Source organism: Pseudomonas sp. SbOxS1 (assembly GCF_013416725.1).
In the GTDB taxonomy this organism is placed as follows: Bacteria; Pseudomonadota; Gammaproteobacteria; order Pseudomonadales; family Pseudomonadaceae; genus Aquipseudomonas.
The window spans coordinates 1-15,463 of sequence record NZ_JAAVXC010000012.1 but is presented as its reverse complement, the minus strand read 5'-3'; the positions used below and the strand labels follow the sequence as shown (position 1 = coordinate 15,463).

General features: G+C 61.6%; 13 protein-coding genes and 1 pseudogene. 8 read left to right on the top strand and 6 right to left on the bottom strand.

Features of this window, described 5'->3' with window-relative positions; genetic code table 11:
* The first annotated feature begins 10 nt into the window (after window positions 1–10).
* The 4 genes from HFK74_RS15275 to HFK74_RS15260 all read left to right on the top strand — a co-directional run bounded on the left by HFK74_RS15275 (window position 11) and on the right by HFK74_RS15260 (window position 3,966).
* Window positions 11–793 (top strand): enoyl-CoA hydratase-related protein, encoded by a 783-nt coding sequence (locus HFK74_RS15275; RefSeq protein WP_180204228.1) that lies wholly within the window; start codon window positions 11–13, stop codon window positions 791–793.
* 59 nt (window positions 794–852) lie between these two features.
* Window positions 853–1,992, top strand: a complete 1,140-nt coding sequence (gene aliB, locus HFK74_RS15270) for a cyclohexanecarboxyl-CoA dehydrogenase (protein ID WP_032831823.1) — start codon at window positions 853–855, stop codon at window positions 1,990–1,992.
* A 73-nt stretch (window positions 1,993–2,065) separates the two neighbouring features.
* Complete coding sequence (locus HFK74_RS15265) at window positions 2,066–2,545, top strand: MarR family winged helix-turn-helix transcriptional regulator (RefSeq protein ID WP_008062357.1); 480 nt, start codon at window positions 2,066–2,068, stop codon at window positions 2,543–2,545.
* 119 nt (window positions 2,546–2,664) lie between these two features.
* Window positions 2,665–3,966 (top strand): OprD family porin, encoded by a 1,302-nt coding sequence (locus HFK74_RS15260; protein ID WP_180204227.1) that lies wholly within the window; start codon window positions 2,665–2,667, stop codon window positions 3,964–3,966.
* Between the two features lie 61 nt (window positions 3,967–4,027).
* Here the strand turns inward: HFK74_RS15260 and HFK74_RS15255 are convergent, their stop codons facing one another.
* The 3 genes from HFK74_RS15255 to HFK74_RS15245 form a co-directional block, all read right to left on the bottom strand.
* Window positions 4,028–5,788 (bottom strand): SulP family inorganic anion transporter, encoded by a 1,761-nt coding sequence (locus tag HFK74_RS15255; protein WP_180204226.1) that lies wholly within the window; start codon window positions 5,786–5,788, stop codon window positions 4,028–4,030.
* A gap of 63 nt (window positions 5,789–5,851) precedes the next feature.
* Window positions 5,852–6,673 (bottom strand): polyphosphate kinase 2, encoded by an 822-nt coding sequence (gene ppk2, locus HFK74_RS15250; protein ID WP_180204225.1) that lies wholly within the window; start codon window positions 6,671–6,673, stop codon window positions 5,852–5,854.
* Window positions 6,674–6,730: 57 nt separating this feature from the next.
* On the bottom strand, window positions 6,731–7,393 hold the full coding sequence (locus HFK74_RS15245) for a hypothetical protein (RefSeq protein ID WP_180204224.1): 663 nt from the start codon (window positions 7,391–7,393) through the stop codon (window positions 6,731–6,733).
* Window positions 7,394–7,600: 207 nt separating this feature from the next.
* On the opposite strand from HFK74_RS15245, the gene HFK74_RS15240 reads away from it, so the two are divergent.
* The gene (locus tag HFK74_RS15240) at window positions 7,601–8,875 is read left to right on the top strand and encodes a flavohemoglobin expression-modulating QEGLA motif protein (protein WP_180204223.1); all 1,275 of its coding nucleotides are present in this window, start codon (window positions 7,601–7,603) and stop codon (window positions 8,873–8,875) included.
* Between the two features lie 268 nt (window positions 8,876–9,143).
* Here HFK74_RS15240 and HFK74_RS33425 read toward each other — a convergent pair.
* Window positions 9,144–9,230, bottom strand: a pseudogene (locus tag HFK74_RS33425) (outer membrane lipoprotein carrier protein LolA); the annotation flags it as partial.
* A 92-nt stretch (window positions 9,231–9,322) separates the two neighbouring features.
* Window positions 9,323–10,540 carry a DUF3422 domain-containing protein gene (locus HFK74_RS15235; protein WP_180204222.1) on the bottom strand — a complete coding sequence of 406 codons (1,218 nt, stop codon included), beginning with the start codon at window positions 10,538–10,540 and terminating at the stop codon, window positions 9,323–9,325.
* 259 nt (window positions 10,541–10,799) lie between these two features.
* On the opposite strand from HFK74_RS15235, the gene HFK74_RS15230 reads away from it, so the two are divergent.
* The 3 genes from HFK74_RS15230 (at window position 10,800) to HFK74_RS15220 (ending at window position 13,672) form a co-directional block, all read left to right on the top strand.
* Window positions 10,800–12,380 carry a sensor domain-containing diguanylate cyclase gene (locus HFK74_RS15230; RefSeq protein ID WP_180204221.1) on the top strand — a complete coding sequence of 527 codons (1,581 nt, stop codon included), beginning with the start codon at window positions 10,800–10,802 and terminating at the stop codon, window positions 12,378–12,380.
* 133 nt (window positions 12,381–12,513) lie between these two features.
* Window positions 12,514–12,957 carry a hypothetical protein gene (locus tag HFK74_RS15225; RefSeq protein ID WP_180204220.1) on the top strand — a complete coding sequence of 148 codons (444 nt, stop codon included), beginning with the start codon at window positions 12,514–12,516 and terminating at the stop codon, window positions 12,955–12,957.
* 130 nt (window positions 12,958–13,087) lie between these two features.
* Window positions 13,088–13,672 carry a hypothetical protein gene (locus HFK74_RS15220; RefSeq protein ID WP_180204219.1) on the top strand — a complete coding sequence of 195 codons (585 nt, stop codon included), beginning with the start codon at window positions 13,088–13,090 and terminating at the stop codon, window positions 13,670–13,672.
* Window positions 13,673–13,744: 72 nt separating this feature from the next.
* Here the strand turns inward: HFK74_RS15220 and HFK74_RS15215 are convergent, their stop codons facing one another.
* Window positions 13,745–14,827, bottom strand: a complete 1,083-nt coding sequence (locus tag HFK74_RS15215) for an AI-2E family transporter (RefSeq protein ID WP_180204218.1) — start codon at window positions 14,825–14,827, stop codon at window positions 13,745–13,747.
* Window positions 14,828–15,463: the final 636 nt, after the last annotated feature.

The following is a 15,463-nucleotide window of genomic DNA, read 5'->3' as shown; positions in this document are numbered from 1 at the left end:
AGAGCATGCAATGAACTACGAAGACATCCTGTACCACGAACTCAACGGCGTCGCGACCATCACCATCAACCGCCCCGAGCGCTACAACGCGTTTCGCGGCCAGACTTGCATGGAACTGCTCGACGCGTTCAACCGTGCCGGCTGGAACAAGGAAATCGGCGTCATCGTCTTCACCGGCGCTGGCGACAAGGCCTTCTGCACCGGCGGCGACCAGGGCGCCCATGAAGGCCAGTACGACGGTCGCGGCCTGATCGGCCTGCCGGTCGAAGAACTGCAGAACCTGATCCGCGAAGTGCCCAAGCCGGTGATCGCGCGGGTCAACGGCTTTGCCATCGGTGGCGGGCATGTGCTGCATGTGGTCTGCGACCTGAGCATCGCCTCCGACAAAGCGGTGTTCGGCCAGGTCGGCCCCAAGGTCGGCTCGGTCGACCCGGGTTACGGCACCGCCTACCTGTCGCGCCTGATCGGCGAAAAACGCGCCCGCGAGATCTGGTACCTGTGCCGCAAGTACAGCGCGCAGCAGGCGCTGGACTGGGGCCTGGTCAACGCCGTGGTGCCTCACGAGCAGCTCGATGAAGAAGTACAGAAGTGGTGCGAGGAAATTCTCGAGAAGAGCCCGACCGCGCTGTCCATCGCCAAGCGCTCGTTCAATGCCGACAGCGCCAACATCGGCGGCATCGGCGGCCTCGGCATGCAGGCCCTGAGCCTGTACTACGACACCGAGGAGTCGAAGGAAGGCGTGGCGGCTTTCAAGGAAAAGCGCAAGCCCGAGTTCCGTAAATTCTACAAATGATCCCTGCGCCGGCAGCCATTGCGCTGCCGGCACAGCACCCGAATGGCCTGGAGAGCATCATGAATTTCGCCTTCACAGAACAACAAAATGCCATCCGCGAAAGCGTTGCCCGATTCAGCGCCGACGTCCTCGCCCCCGGTTACCGCCAACGGGATCGCGATGGCCGCATCGAGCGCGAAGTCATTGCCCAAATGGGCGAGATGGGCCTGCTCGGCGGTGAACTGCCGGAAGAATTCGGCGGCAGCGGCCTGGACTGCGTCACCGCCGGCCTGATCATCGAAGAACTGGCCCGTGGCGACTTCAACGTGGCGTACATCCCGCTGCTGACGTCCCTCAACGGCCAGATCATCGCCCACTACGCCGACTCCTCCCTGGCCCGGGAATGGCTGGGTGAAATGACCGCCGGGCGCAAGGTCGCCTGTATCGCCCTGACCGAACCCAGCGGCGGATCGGATGCCGCCAGCCTGCGCCTGAAGGCCGAGCTCAAGGGCGATGTCTATGTGCTCAACGGCGAGAAAACGTCGATTTCCATGGCCGACCAGGCCGACGTCGCCGTGGTCTTCGCCCGCACCGGCACCGTGGAGCAACGCGCCAGCGGTATCAGCGCGTTCCTGGTGCCGATGAACCTGCCCGGCATCAGCACGACCCGCTTCGAGGATGCCGGCGAGCGCGCCATCGGTCGCGGCTCGATTTTTTTCGACAATGTGCAGGTGCCGGTCAACCATCGCCTCGGCGATGAGAACAAGGGCTTCAAGCAAGTCATGCAGGGCTTTGACTACAGCCGTGCCTTGATCGGCCTGCAATGCCTGGCCTTGGCCCAGCAATCGCTGGATGAAACCTGGCAGTGGTTGACCGAGCGCAAGGCCTTCGGCCAGGCCTTGTCTTCGTTCCAGGGTTTGACTCACCCTCTGGCAGAATTGCAGACCTACGTGCATGCTGCCCGCCTGCAGTGTTATTACGCCCTGTGGCTCAAGGATAATAAGCTGCCACACAATGCCGAAGCGGCCATGAACAAGTGGTGGGGCCCGAAACTGGCGTTCGATGTGGTCAAGCAGTGCCTGCTGGCCCATGGGCACACCGGTTACGGCGAGGACCTGCCGTTCGCCCAGCGCTTGCGTGATGTACTTGGCCTGCAAATCGGTGACGGCACCGCGCAGATCATGAAAAATATCATCGCGCGTGAATTTGTCCCCAATTGATGCCCTGCCTGCTCCATCAGGTCGGGCGCTCATATAACCGTGCTCGCCCTGACGGAGCCGATAAGGAACATCAATGAACAATAGCGATACCCGATCCGTACCCAACACGCTGTTTTTCCGGCTGTTCCAGACCGGCAACGTGTTGCAGCGGCAAGTCCAGAAAGAGATGGGCATCAGCACGGTGCAATGGGCCGTGCTCGGCGCCCTGTCCCGTGAACGGTATGAAGGCGGAATCTCGTTCTTTGAATTGACCGAGTACCTGTTCGTCAGTCGCCAGAGCCTGGACGGCGTACTCAAGCGCATGGAGCGCGACAACCATGTGTTGCGCGTGCCGCACCCGGATGACGGACGTGCGCGCCTGGTGCAACTGACCGATACCGGCCGGGCCTTCTGGGACTCGTTGCAGGAACGAATCCAGACGTTTTACCAGCAGGCGTTGAAAGGCTTCAGTTTCGACGACAGCGTCAGCCTGCTGCATTACCTCAACAAGCTGCAAGGCGACATGGTCGCCATATCGCTCGGCGACGAGCCGCAAGACGACGAGGCGCAATAGGCTGATCCCCACCTTCCTGCCCTCGCCGAAGCGTCATTGTTCATGAAACCCTAAACAGCCCCCTTCCCGGGGCTGGCTGAACAACAAAAACAACTCACAGCAGGCAGGAACCTCTCATCATGCGTACAGCCAATCCCGTCACCGGGCATCTGGCCGGGCCGACTCGTGCCCGGTATTCCTTCAAGGCCCCTTGTGTCACTGCGTTACTGCTCGCTTCACAGGCCCATGCAGACATCATTGCCGACAGTCACTTGAGCCTGGAGACACGAAATTTCTACATGAATCGTGATTACCGGGACGCCGGTTTGTTTGACGGCCCGCGTCACGACGGCAAGCCCCAGAGCAAGGCGGAAGACTGGGCGCAAGGCTTCATTTTGCGCGGTAATTCGGGGTTCACCGAGGGCACGATTGGCGTTGGCCTGGATATGCTGGGGCTGGTGGGCGTCAAGCTCGACTCCGGTGGCGGCAGCAGCGGCACTGGCGTGCTGCAGCGCAACCAGCGCACCGGCGAGCCGGTCGACGAGTACAGCTTCCTGGCACCAACTGCCAAGCTCAAGGTCGCCAAGACCCTCGTCTCCCTCGGCAACCATGAACCGGTGATGCCGGTGCTGTTTCGCAATGACACGCGCCTGCTGCCACAGACCTATCGCGGTGGACAGGTGGTCTCCACCGATATCCAGGATCTGAGCCTCACCGCCGGGCAATTTCGCCAGGCGCACCAGCGCGACTCGTCCGACTACGAGGACATGCGCATGGCGGCCGACGGTTCCACCGGTGGCGTGCCCACAGACCGCTTCAACTATGGCGGCTTTACCTACGCCTTCCTGCCCAGCCTCAGCGCCACGATTTATCGTGCCGAGCTCAAGGACAACTACAGCCAGAATGCGGCCAGCCTCTTGTACAAGGCGCCTTTGAGCGAAAGCGTCAACCTGAAGGCCGACGTGCGCTACTTCGGCAGCGATGACGAGGGCCGGACCAACGTCGACAACCGCTACCTGGGTGGTATGTTGACCTTGAGCAGCCGCGGCCACTCCCTGGGCCTGGGCTATCAGAACCAGAATGGCGACACGGGCCTGCCCTACCTGCTGGTGGCCGACCCATGGGCTTTGAACAATGGCACGTACCAGCCTTTCGTGCGGGCCGGGGAAGACTCCTGGCAACTGCGTTACGACTATGACTTTGCCGCTTTGGGCATACCTGGCCTGACCTTGATGACGCGCTACATGCGCGGCGATGACTTCGAGATTCGCGCCGTTGGCGCCAAGGAGTGGGAGCGCAACACCGACATCGGCTACGTGATCCAGGGCGGACCGTTGCGCAACCTGAGCCTGCGCTGGCGCAATGTGACGTATCGCGGCAGTGACACGACCGACGTCGATGAGAATCGACTGATAATCGCCTACACCTTCAAGTTCTGGTAAGTCGCCGGGCAGTCAAGGGCGCCAGCACGTTGGGCTGGCCGCCCTTGAAAGTACGCGCTTCCTATTGCTCGCCATGAGCCGCCAGATAGCTGTCCACCGCCTCGCCTATCGTGGGAAAAAACGCCGATTCGCCAAGCCTTGCGAAAAGGCCGAAGCGCTTGAGTTTGTCCTTGACCGGGTCTTTCATCTCCGCCACGCACAACTTGATACCCGCCGCGTGCAGGGTGTCGTCCAGCTCCGCCAGCATGTCGGCCGAGGTCACGTCGACACTGGTGACCGGTTCCGCGGCCACGACCAACCAACGCACCGGCGTCGGCGAGGCCGCCACGGCGTTCAGCACCCGCTCGTTGAACAGCTCGGCGTTGGCGAAAAACAACGGCGCATCCCAGCGAAACAGGACCAGGCCGGGGATCAGCCGCGCGTGCGGATAACGCTGGATGTCGTGGTAGCCCTTGATCCCTTCGGCTTGCCCCAGCACGGCGGAGTACGGCCGCCAGCCATCCCAGAGGAATTCGATGACGGCGATCACAATGGCCAGGGCGATACCCTCGATCGCACCGAACACGGCGACGCCGATGGTGCAGGCGATCGACAGCCAGAACTCCCAGCGCTGCATACGATAGATGCGACGCAGGTCGGCGACTTCGATCAAGCCGATGGCCGAGGCAATCACCACGGCTGCCAGTGCGCTGTTGGGCAAGTCCTGCAGCAGGTTGGGCGCCACCATCAGCAACACGGCCACCGCCAGTGCGCCGACCACGCCGGTCAACTGGGTCTTGGAGCCGGCAGCTTCGGCTACGGGCGTCCGTGAAGAACTGCTGCTGATGGGAAAACCCTGGAAAAAACCCGCCGCCAGATTGGCAAAGCCCAGCCCCGCCATCTCCTGGTTCGGGTTGACATAGGTTCGGGTGCGCGCCGCGTAGACCCGTGAGAGCACGCTGGTGTCGGCAAACGAGACAAGGGCCACGGCGCAACCGCCGATAATGACCGGGACAATGTCGGCGCGGGTGATCCAGGGGATCGCGAACGCCGGCAAACCTTGTGGCAGCACACCAAGGACCGACACGCCCGCGCCCGTGGCAAGGTCCAGCACACCCACGACGACGGTCGCACCCGCCACGGCGATCAGGATGCCCGGAATTCGCTTGTTGCCTTTGAGCAGCAGGATCACCGCCAGGGTGCCGATGCCCACCATGAAGGTGGTCCAGTTGGCCTTGCCTTCCATCACCCCGGTGACGATGGCCCACAGGTTTCTGATCGGGCCGGCGGACTCGATCGAAAAACCGAACATTTTCGGCAACTGACTGATCAATACCGTCACGGCGATGCCATTCATGTAGCCGTAGCGGATCGGTTTGGAAAGCAGCTCGGTGATGAAGCCCAGGCGTGCGATGCCGGCCAGGATGCACACGGCGCCCGACACGATCGCCATCATGCTCGCCAGGGCGACGGCGCGGTGGGGGTCGCCACCGGACAATGGCAGCACGACGGCGAGGATCACGGCGGCCAGCGAGGAATCCGGCCCCAGAACCAGGATCCGGCTGGGGCCGAACAGTGCATACGCAAGGAGTGGAACAATGGTCGCGTACAAGCCATAGATGCCGGGGACGCCCGATGCCACGGCGTAGGCGATGCCAACGGGCACCAGCATGGTGGTGAGCACCAGGCCGGCCATGATGTCGTGGCGCAACCAGGCTATCTTGTACTCGCGCAGCGTTCGTAGCCCGGGCAGCCAACGGCTCCAGCCGCTGTCGCCGCTGGTATCGCGGCGGGCAATGCGCCCCGGTTCCGGGGTGGGCGGCGAAGCATCCGAATGACTCATGGGACAGGGGTCCTTTAGTGTCCAGCGCCTGACTCTGTTTGAAGTGCCTGCTTGAAGTGCCCGTCAGAATTTTTCGGGAATTCGCCGCAACGGATAATCCGGTTCGCGATAACCGCCGGGCTTCTGCCGCTTGGGCAACACCACCTTCTCACGCGCGACTTCCTCGTAGGGAACGCGACTGAGCAAATCAGAGATGATGTTCAGGCGCGCTCGCCGCTTGTCGTTGGAGTTGGCCACCAGCCAGGGGGCGTGCTCGGTGTCGGTCGTCTGGAACATGTCGTCACGCGCCCGTGAATAGTCATACCAGCGGCTGTATGACTTGAGGTCCATGGGGGAAAGTTTCCAGATCTTGCGTCCATCCTTGATGCGTTCCTCCAGCCGGCGAGTCTGTTCTTCCGGACTGACTTCCAGCCAATACTTGAGCAGGATAATGCCCGAATCGACAATCGCCCGTTCCACGTTGGGCACCGTTTTCAGGAACCCGGCAACCTGCTCCTTGCTGCAGAACCCCATCACCCGCTCCACGCCCGCCCGGTTGTACCAACTGCGATCAAAGATCACCACCTCGCCGGCTGCGGGCAGGTGCGGCAGGTAGCGTTGCAGGTACATCTGGCTTTTTTCCCGATCGGTCGGTGCCGGTAGCGCCACCACGCGAAACACCCGCGGGCTCACGCGTTCGGTCAGTGCCTTGATCGTCCCGCCCTTGCCAGCGCCGTCGCGGCCCTCGAAGACAATGCAGATCTTGATGCCCTTGGCTTTTACCCATTCCTGCAGTTTGACCAGCTCGACGTGCAGCAGGCGCAGTTGCTCAAGGTAATCCTTGTTCTTCAGTTTCAGGCTTTGCGCGGGATAACTTTTAGCGGCTTTCTTTTTGTCCTTTGCCATGACCAAGACCTCAGCAAGACAGGTTGTCGACAGGTAAACAATGGCATTGCCGGCTGCTCAGCCACCGAGCGCGATGATCGCGACGATCAGTACGGCACCAGTGACCGCCAGCGCAACGCCACCTACCCAGGGCTTTGCGCCGGCGTAGCGCGCCAGTATCCAGCCGGCGATGAACAGCACCACCAGCCCGACCAGGTTGGACAGGCGTACGGCAAGCGCTGTCTGGTCGAGCAACAGAAACGGCACCACGAGGGGAAATGTCGAAGCCACCACCAACAGGAAAACCCCGATCGCGCCCCTGATGTCTTCCCAGGTGAGACGCGGCTGTTCCGACGTGTTGGCAAATTTGATCAAACGCAGCCGCAACGACTCCAGCTCTTCGGGGCCGGCCGCCGCGACCAGGCGCGGTGGCAGTGCGTCAGCAATCAGCGCTTGCCCGGTCGCCGCATCCGCTCCGCCGCGCAGGGCGGTGAACAGCGTACGTTTACGCGTGCGCTCGATCAGGCTGCGCAGTAGATACATCACCGCGTCGGCCAGACCCCAGGCCAGGTTGCACCCTAACGCTGCGAACATCATCGTGCGTTCCGCCTCCTGGCCAGAGGTCGCCACGCTGATGGTTCCGGTGAAGGTCATTGCCATGAGCAGGCCAAAGATCACTTCCGTCACACGATCGACCGGATCCAGTACGCGTGCCCGCTTTTGCTCTCCTGTGCCTTGCATGCAGTCATCCTCGCACGGCCGCGTCAACCTGGGGCCCTTTGAGACAGGCCAAGGCAGCGGTCTGTTATCACAGGGCGGTTTCAACAAATTTTCAGTGTAGTTTGAAAAGCCTGTTTCGCTGGCGATTCGAACGTGCGCAATCGCACCGCGGCGCTGCGGCACCGACTAAGCTTTTAGGATTGAACCTGATTTGTCATGGAGATGTGCGTGAGCAGCGCTCCCCTGTCCGAACTCGATGCCGCCCTGCCCGGCCTGGTGCGCAAGATCCGCGTGCTGGATGCCCTAGCCTGGCCGGAGGGGGCCGAGGAAACGTTCCTGGCCCGTTGGCGCGCCGGACAAGCCCGATTGCCCGAGGTCGAGTTGCGCCCACGTGATCACAGCACCGACATTGGCGCGCTCGAAGCCTTTATCGGCCGCTGCGATGAAGGACATCCCGCCGGGCGCCACCTGGCCATGACAGCGCGCAGCTATGCCACGGCCGGGCACATGCTTGGTGCCATCGGCACTCCGGCTTTTACCCAGTACTCGTCTGCGCTGTACCGGCGTCCGGACTTCCACTACGCCAACCTGAACCTGAGCATGCTGGACGCGGCCCACTTTTTCCTCAACACCACCGACGCCCTTCTGGGCGGTACGCGAATTCCGCCAAGCCCGGCGGAGATCCCGGCCGAGGCCTTCGCCGCCTGGATGCAACCGGAACTGGATCGCTTCTTCGGCCCGGGCCGGATCACCGTGGTGCTCGATCCTTCCCTGGCCGCCAAGGCCATCGCCGGGGCGAGCCGCATTCGCCTGCGGGCCAGCGCGCTGTTTTCGCAACTGGACAAGAACCAGCTGTTGCAGCACGAGGCTTTCGTGCATGTCGCCACGGCGCAGAACGGCGCGCTGCAACCGAACCTCAAGAGCCTTGGCCTGGGCGCGCCGCGCACCACCCAGACCCAGGAAGGCATCGCCACCCTGGCCGAGCTGTTCACCGGCAGCATGGACATCAACCGCCTGCGCCGCCTCGCCTTGCGCGTGCTCGCGGTGCAACAGGCGCTCGATGGCGCCGATTTCATCCAGGTGTTCGAAGGTTTCCTCGCTGCCGGCCAGACCCAGGAAGAGTCTTTCCGCTCGACCCAGCGGGTGTTTCGCGGCGCCGACCTGCGTGGCGGTTCGGCGTTCACCAAGGATGCGGCCTACCTGACCGGTTTGCTCGGCGTGCACACCCTGCTGCGCATCGCGATCCGCGACAACCGCCCGGAGCTGGTGGGCTACCTGTTCGCCGGGCGCCTGAGCCTGGGGGACACCGTACGCCTGGCCCCACTCTTCGAGTCCGGCTGGCTCCAGGGCCCGGTCCACCTACCGGCCTGGGCCTCGGACCTGCGCCTGCTCGCCGCCAACCTGGCCTTCTCTGCCTTTATCTCGCGGATCAAGCTGGATGTGCTCGACCTGGACGTGCTCATGGCCTTTGCCGATGCGCATGAAAGCGATGCGAGTGCCTAGAAAAGCCAAAGCAAGGCTACCTTGAAGGCGATCTGACCTTTGCAGATACCCCCAATTCCCTGTGGGAGCCAGCCTGCTGGCGATAGACGTCCAGACAACACGATCATTCAGACAGGGCGCGTTATCGTTGACGACCATCGCCAGCAGGCTGGCTCCCACAATGGGATCGCGGACAGACCTGTAATCAGGTCGGCTTTAAGGCCGCCTCGCTTGTGCTGTTGCTTTGGCTGTTGATTTTCTAGCCCCCTCGAGAGGCCACGATGGGCCGTGTAGGAGCGAGCATGCTCGCGAAAAACCTGAGGGCACCGCGGGGTGTCAGGCTCCCCGCGTCATCGTTGACCTCCATCGCGAGCATGCTCGCTCCTACAGGCTGTTCCAAGTGACTCGCCGTAAGGGCGAAACCCTAGGTGGCCGTTACCGCAGGAATGGATATGTACACCTGAAAGATCAATGCTCTTTAACCTTCTTGATATGAAGAATGATCCACGCAAGAATCCCGATCGCAAGCGGCGCCATGGCCAGCATGGCCTCGCGCGGGGTCAGCGCCACACCGAGCACATGCAGCCCCGAGTAACCCAGCTTGAGCAGACTCAGCAGGTAGTAACTGATGGCAATGATCGACAGGCCTTCCACAGCGCGCTGGATCTTGATCTGGGCATCGGCGCGGGCGTTCAGGCTTTTGAGGATTTCCGAGTTCTGTTCTTCCATTTCCACCTGGACCCGCGCCTGCAACAGGTCGCCCAGGTTGGCCACGCTTTCGGCCAGATGCTCCAGTCGCTGCTCGGTGGCCGTGCAATACCTGACGGTAGGTTTGAAGCGGCGTTCGATAAACACGCCCAGGCGCTGGCAATCACCGACGTGACTTTCCCGCAACTCACCCAGGCGCTCGAACACCAATTGCGCATAGGCCTGGGTGGCACTGAAGCGGTGGCGGGTCTTCGCGGTACTGCTGACCACCTGGGCCGACAGGTTGGAGATATCCGCCAGCAGGGCCTTGGCATGACTGCCGGCGGGGTCGGCGTTGCGTTCGGAAAGGGTGACCAGGGTCTTGTCGAAAACATCGAGCTGCGCGCTCAACTCCTTGGCCATGGTCAAGGATAACGAGGCCATCATCCGGTAAGTCTCGATTTCCAGGAGGCGGCGTATCATCCGGCCCTGGCGGTACGCGTTCAGGCGCCGATTGATGAACAATAGGTGGTTGTTGCCATCCTCGCTGATACGAAAATCGCTCCAGACCACGGCATCGCCACCCCCCACGCACGAACCGCACGGGTCCTTGAAACCGTAGCGCGAGAGATCCAGCTGCGCTTCACCACGCACCACGATCTGCACCGAACTGATCAGCGTCGGCAAATACGCCTGGATTTTTCGCGCCAACACGTCGGGCAGCTCCGTCCAGGCCAACTCATCGCAGGAGGACGTGACCACCAGGGTCAGGGTGAAAAACTCGGCATGGCGCTCCCATTTCAGCGCGTGGCCATCGAGCCGGGTAATGCCTTGGGCGGCGTGCAGATCGAGGGAGTCAAGGCAGCAGCCTTGAAGAAAGGTATTGCACACCTGCTCGCTGCCGAGGAAAGCCAGGTGAAACACATGGGCCGGCTCATCGAAATACAGTGATGGGCGCGCGTGCAGTTCGTTGTGCAGGCTTTGTCGTAACGGGTGCATGGAGTGTGGCCATCTTGGAGTTGTTTTTGGCGCTTGCGATAAATGCCAGGTCTTTGCGGGCATGATCGACTGCTATTGTGAGTGGGACTGGTCGATGCACCCACGAGTCACCAATTTTCGTGCGATCTCAGCCAGCGGGTTGCGGAACGCAAGTGCGCACCCAAGTGTCATTTGTAGTAACCCAGGCTGCCCATCGGCGAGCCTGGCCGCCTGAAAATGGCGAGCGGCGTGCTCAGACCGCTCGCAAAAGGAGATGTTGATGCCCGGACGCAAGCAGCCACCACCCAGGGGGGATGGCGACGTTGAACCTGTCTCTTCGACAACCGTGCGCGCGGGCGCTGTGTTCCGCCTCACGGTGAGCTTCATGCTGGTGGTAGTCGTGGCGTTTCTCGCGGTTGAGGGTTGGCGGACCTGGCGCGATTATCGATCAGCCTTCGACGCTGCCCGCGACTCCGTGACGAACCTGGCGCGAGCCACGGCGCAACATGCCGAAGATGCCATCCGGCAAGTGGATGTACTGACCGCCGCGCTTGGGGAACGGGTGGAAGGCGACGGTTTGCAGAACATCAACGTGCCGCGCATTCACAAGCTGCTGGTCCAGCAATCGAAAATAATGCCGCAACTGCATGGCCTGTTCATCTATGGCGCGGACGGGCAATGGATCGTGACGGACAAGGAGACCACGCCGGAGCCGGCGAACAACGCCGACCGCGATTACTTCCAGTATCACCGCACCCATGACGATAAGAACGTGCGCATCGGTGCGGTGGTCAAGAGCCGATCCACCAACGACCTGATCATCCCCATCTCCCGCCGCTTGAACCATCTGGATGGCACCTTCGCCGGCGTGCTCCTCGGGACGATCAAGGTCAGCTACTTCGTCGACTATTACGGCGACTTCAAGATCGATGGCAAGGGCGCCCTGGTCCTGGCCATGCGCGACGGGACCATCCTGGTTCGGCGACCCTTCATAGCCTCCGTCGTGGGTAAAAGCCTGGCGGACAGCGAGATTTTCAAGCGTTATCTACCCAACGCCAGCCAAGGCATCGCCGAGGTCAAGGCCGTGGTGGACGACACCGAACGCCTGTATGGCTACCGGGCGTTGGCCACCTACCCGCTGGTGGTGGAAGCCGGGCTTTCTCGAGAATCCATCATCGCCCCCTGGCGTCGGGATCTACTGAAAACCGGGTGGGTACTGGTGGTCCTGATCGGGGTGCTCGCGGTGTTCGGACTCATCGTCTTGAGCCAGTTGCGCCAGAGAATGGTGACGGAAAGAAAATTGCGGCACGCGCACCAGGCCATGCACGAGATGGCGTTGACCGACAGCCTGACGGGCCTGGGCAATCGTCGACGCCTGGACACTGCGCTGCTGGAAGAGATTCGCCTGGCTGCGCGCCAGGGCTCCACGCTGTCACTGATCATGCTCGACGTCGATTACTTCAAGCGCTACAACGACAGTTATGGGCACGCTGCCGGCGACGATTGCCTGGGCGCGGTCGGGGCAGCGATCCAGAAGGCAGTCAAACGACCCGGGGACCTGGCCGTCAGGTATGGTGGAGAGGAGTTCACGGTGCTGTTGCCCAACACCGATGGCGCAGGCGCCGCACAGGTCGCCGAAGAGATTCTGCAAGCCATTCGAGCACTGGGCATCGAGCATTGCGCCCATCCCTTGGGCAGGGTCACGGCCAGTGCGGGCATCACCACCCGCCGCCCGAGCTTCGAGGACGTGACGCCGGCCACCTTGATCAAAGACGCTGACGCCCTGCTCTACGTGGCCAAACGACAAGGACGCAATCGCTGGTGCTGCGCCAGCGAGTCGAGTGAAAGTCGTCCACTGTAGGCACGAGTGCTCTCTTGAAAATCCTTACCAGCAAACTGGACGGACCTTGAGTGCCATCCAGTCTGCTACGCTTTTCATTCCCCGAATGGATTCGGGCAATCATTGCCAAAAGCTGTTTTCGAGGGGATGGAATGTGAAAGGCCAATTACTGGGGGTCGCTGCAACGATCGTTATCATCGGTACCGCTGTCTATGGATTCAACAACTGGAAAGAGCAGCAGAGTCAGCGCCAGGAAGCGGTATGTGCGTTAGCGCGCCAGCACCTCAAGGACCTGGAAGTACAGGCGCGGGCCCTGGCCGCCGGGTTGTCGGTCGAGGCCTATGCCGAAGCCGAGAAGGCCGAGGCCGGTAAACTGGTTTCGGCGCTGGATACCGCGAAGAACGAAGCCGAGGTCGATGCCGTGATCGATCAGCATTCTGCTGCCATCGAAGCGCAGATCCATGCTGAAGATGCGGAGGTCAAGTCCCGGGGCGAGCAAAAGTTCCTCGGTCAGGAACGCAAGGAACAGAAAATCACCACCGACATAAAACAGGAAATCCAGCGTGCCGAGAAGGCTGTTGCCGATGACTGTGAATAGTCTGTAGCGAAATTTTTTTAAATGCGCATGCTAATCAAAATGACTAACGCGTTCTAGACTCCACTACGGCAGGTTCATTCAAGCTCCGCGTCCCTGACATAAAGCCAATAAAAAACCAGGAAATCCAGCCTTGAAAACTTCGACTATCGGTGTTGTGGGGAGTCTGCTGGTCTCGGGCGCGGTTTCAGCCACAGGGATTGCTCCTGTCCTGGATCTTGATTTCACCAGAACCGCCATGGAAACCTTGAAAAAGCGCGGGATCGACGACGCGTGCATCATTGCCGCCCCAAACCCTGGCACGTTCACTTACTGCCGGGAAGGCTCTTCGACACTCTGGCAGTACCAGACCCTGGACCTGGTGCAACAGGCCAGGCTGCTCAATGAAGGAACACCGGCTTCGAAGGACCATGGGCAAATCACTGTCGCGCAAGTTGATAGCGCTGCCTGCGACATAGAGCACCCGGTAACGGTGGCCGGACCGACTACCTTTGCCACCCTGCTCCTCAGCCTGGCGAGCCTGTTCCTGTTGATCGGCTTTCGCTATACCTACCTGGCAGTCATGCGCGGGCGCTACCAACCGGTCGCCTATTCGGATCCGCGCCTGCCGCGCTTGATCAACCCCCTGTCAGCGCACCCCTCGACCATTAAGGCGCTGGGGGCTTTCGGGATCGCCGCCACGTTGGCCCTTGTCTACTGCGGCTACCTCGGGCTCTGAACCAGGAACCGCCAACTGCAGGCCGGTCCCTGTACGCTCGATCCTGCGGATGAGGCGCTAACGCCTCTGCTCCTATACCGTCGGCGGCGACGGATCCTGCACCCACTGCCAGAACAGCTGATACCCGACCGCCAGCACCACCGGGCCGATGAACAGGCCAAGGATGCCGCCGGTGACCATCCCGCCCAGGGCTCCGATCAATATCACCGGCATTGGCACGTCGACGCCGCGCCCCAGCAACAAGGGCTTGAGCACGTTGTCCACCAGGCCCGCGACGAAGACGTAGATGGCGAACACGATGGTCGCAGTGCTGGCCCCTTCGGTGGCGAACACATAGGCTATGACCGGCACCGTCACCAGGGTTGCTGGCAACTGCATGATGCCCAGCAGCAGCACCGCCAATGCCAGCAACCCGGCACCGGGAACGCCCTTGAACACAAACCCGAGCCCCACCAGCAGCATCTGGATGAACGCGATACCGACCACCCCGAGCGCCACGGCGCGGATGGTTGCGGTACACAAGGTGGCCACCTGGGGGCCTTTTTCCGGCCCGCTGATCCGCGAGGCGATCTGCACCGAGGCGCGACTACCCGCTTCGCCGTAGGCCATGAAGATCCCGGCAATGATCAGCGCGAAAATAAACATCAGGAAACCCATGCCGACGCCGGCCAGCTTGCCCAGCAACGACAGGCTGAGATCCTTGATCTGCGGTATGTACTTCGCCGTCAGGCCCGGTAGGTCGGTGGCTGCCTGCAGCCACAGCGCCGACAATGGTTTACCCACCAGCGGCCATGTGGCGACGGAATCGGCCGGTGGCGGAATGCGGATGCCCTCGTCCCGGACCACGGTCATGGCGTTTTCGACCGAATCGGCAATCGAGGTGCCCAGCAGGTAGATCGGCACCATGAGGATGATGATGGCCACCAGCACGATCAGCGTCGCAATGCGCCCTTCTTTGCGCCCCAGCGGGCCCCGGAGCCGTTCTTGCAACGGGTAAAGCGTGATCGCCAGGATGATCGACCACAGCATCAGGTCGCGAAACGGACGGAAAATTTCGAAGCAGAACAGCACCAGTACGACAATCAGTCCAGCGCGAATCAATGTATCGAGCAACCCGCGGGACAAGGCCTTCTCTGACAGCGGCATGGGTACCATGGATGTCTCCTGGCAGTTCACTGTGAAGGTGAGTAATCGGTTAGCCCAGCATAGACGCTGATTTCGAGGTGCGAGGGGTCAATGCGGGAGTTGGCTTGTCGGGGCGCCTCATTGCTTTCGGATGCACCTGATCTACTGTGGGAGCTGGCTTGCCAGCGATGGCGGCCTGACAGCCGACCAATCCCTCGCGGCTGTACCCGATCTATTGTGGGAGCTGGCTTGCCAGCGAAGGCGGCCTGATAGCCGACCTATTATTTGTTGTCGGAGTACATATCCATTCCTGCGGTAACGACCACTTAGGGTTTCGCTTTTACAGCGAGTCACTTGGAAGAGCCCCAAGTAACCAAGGGCTCTTGCCCCTGGCGTTCGNNGCTCCGTGGGCCCGCCGCGATGGGGCAAGAAAATCAAAAGCCAGATCAAGATCAAACGCCAAAGCGAGGCGGCCTTAAAGCCGACCTGATTGCAGGTTTGTGCGCGTTCCCACTGTAGGAGCCAGGCTTGCCGGCGAAGAACGATAACGCGGTGCATCAGAGACACCGCAGCGCCTGGTTCGCCGGCAAGTCGGATCGCCGCACCGCTGGCTCCTACAAGGGGAATGCGTACGGCTCCCGATCAGGTCGGCTTTAAGGCCGCCTC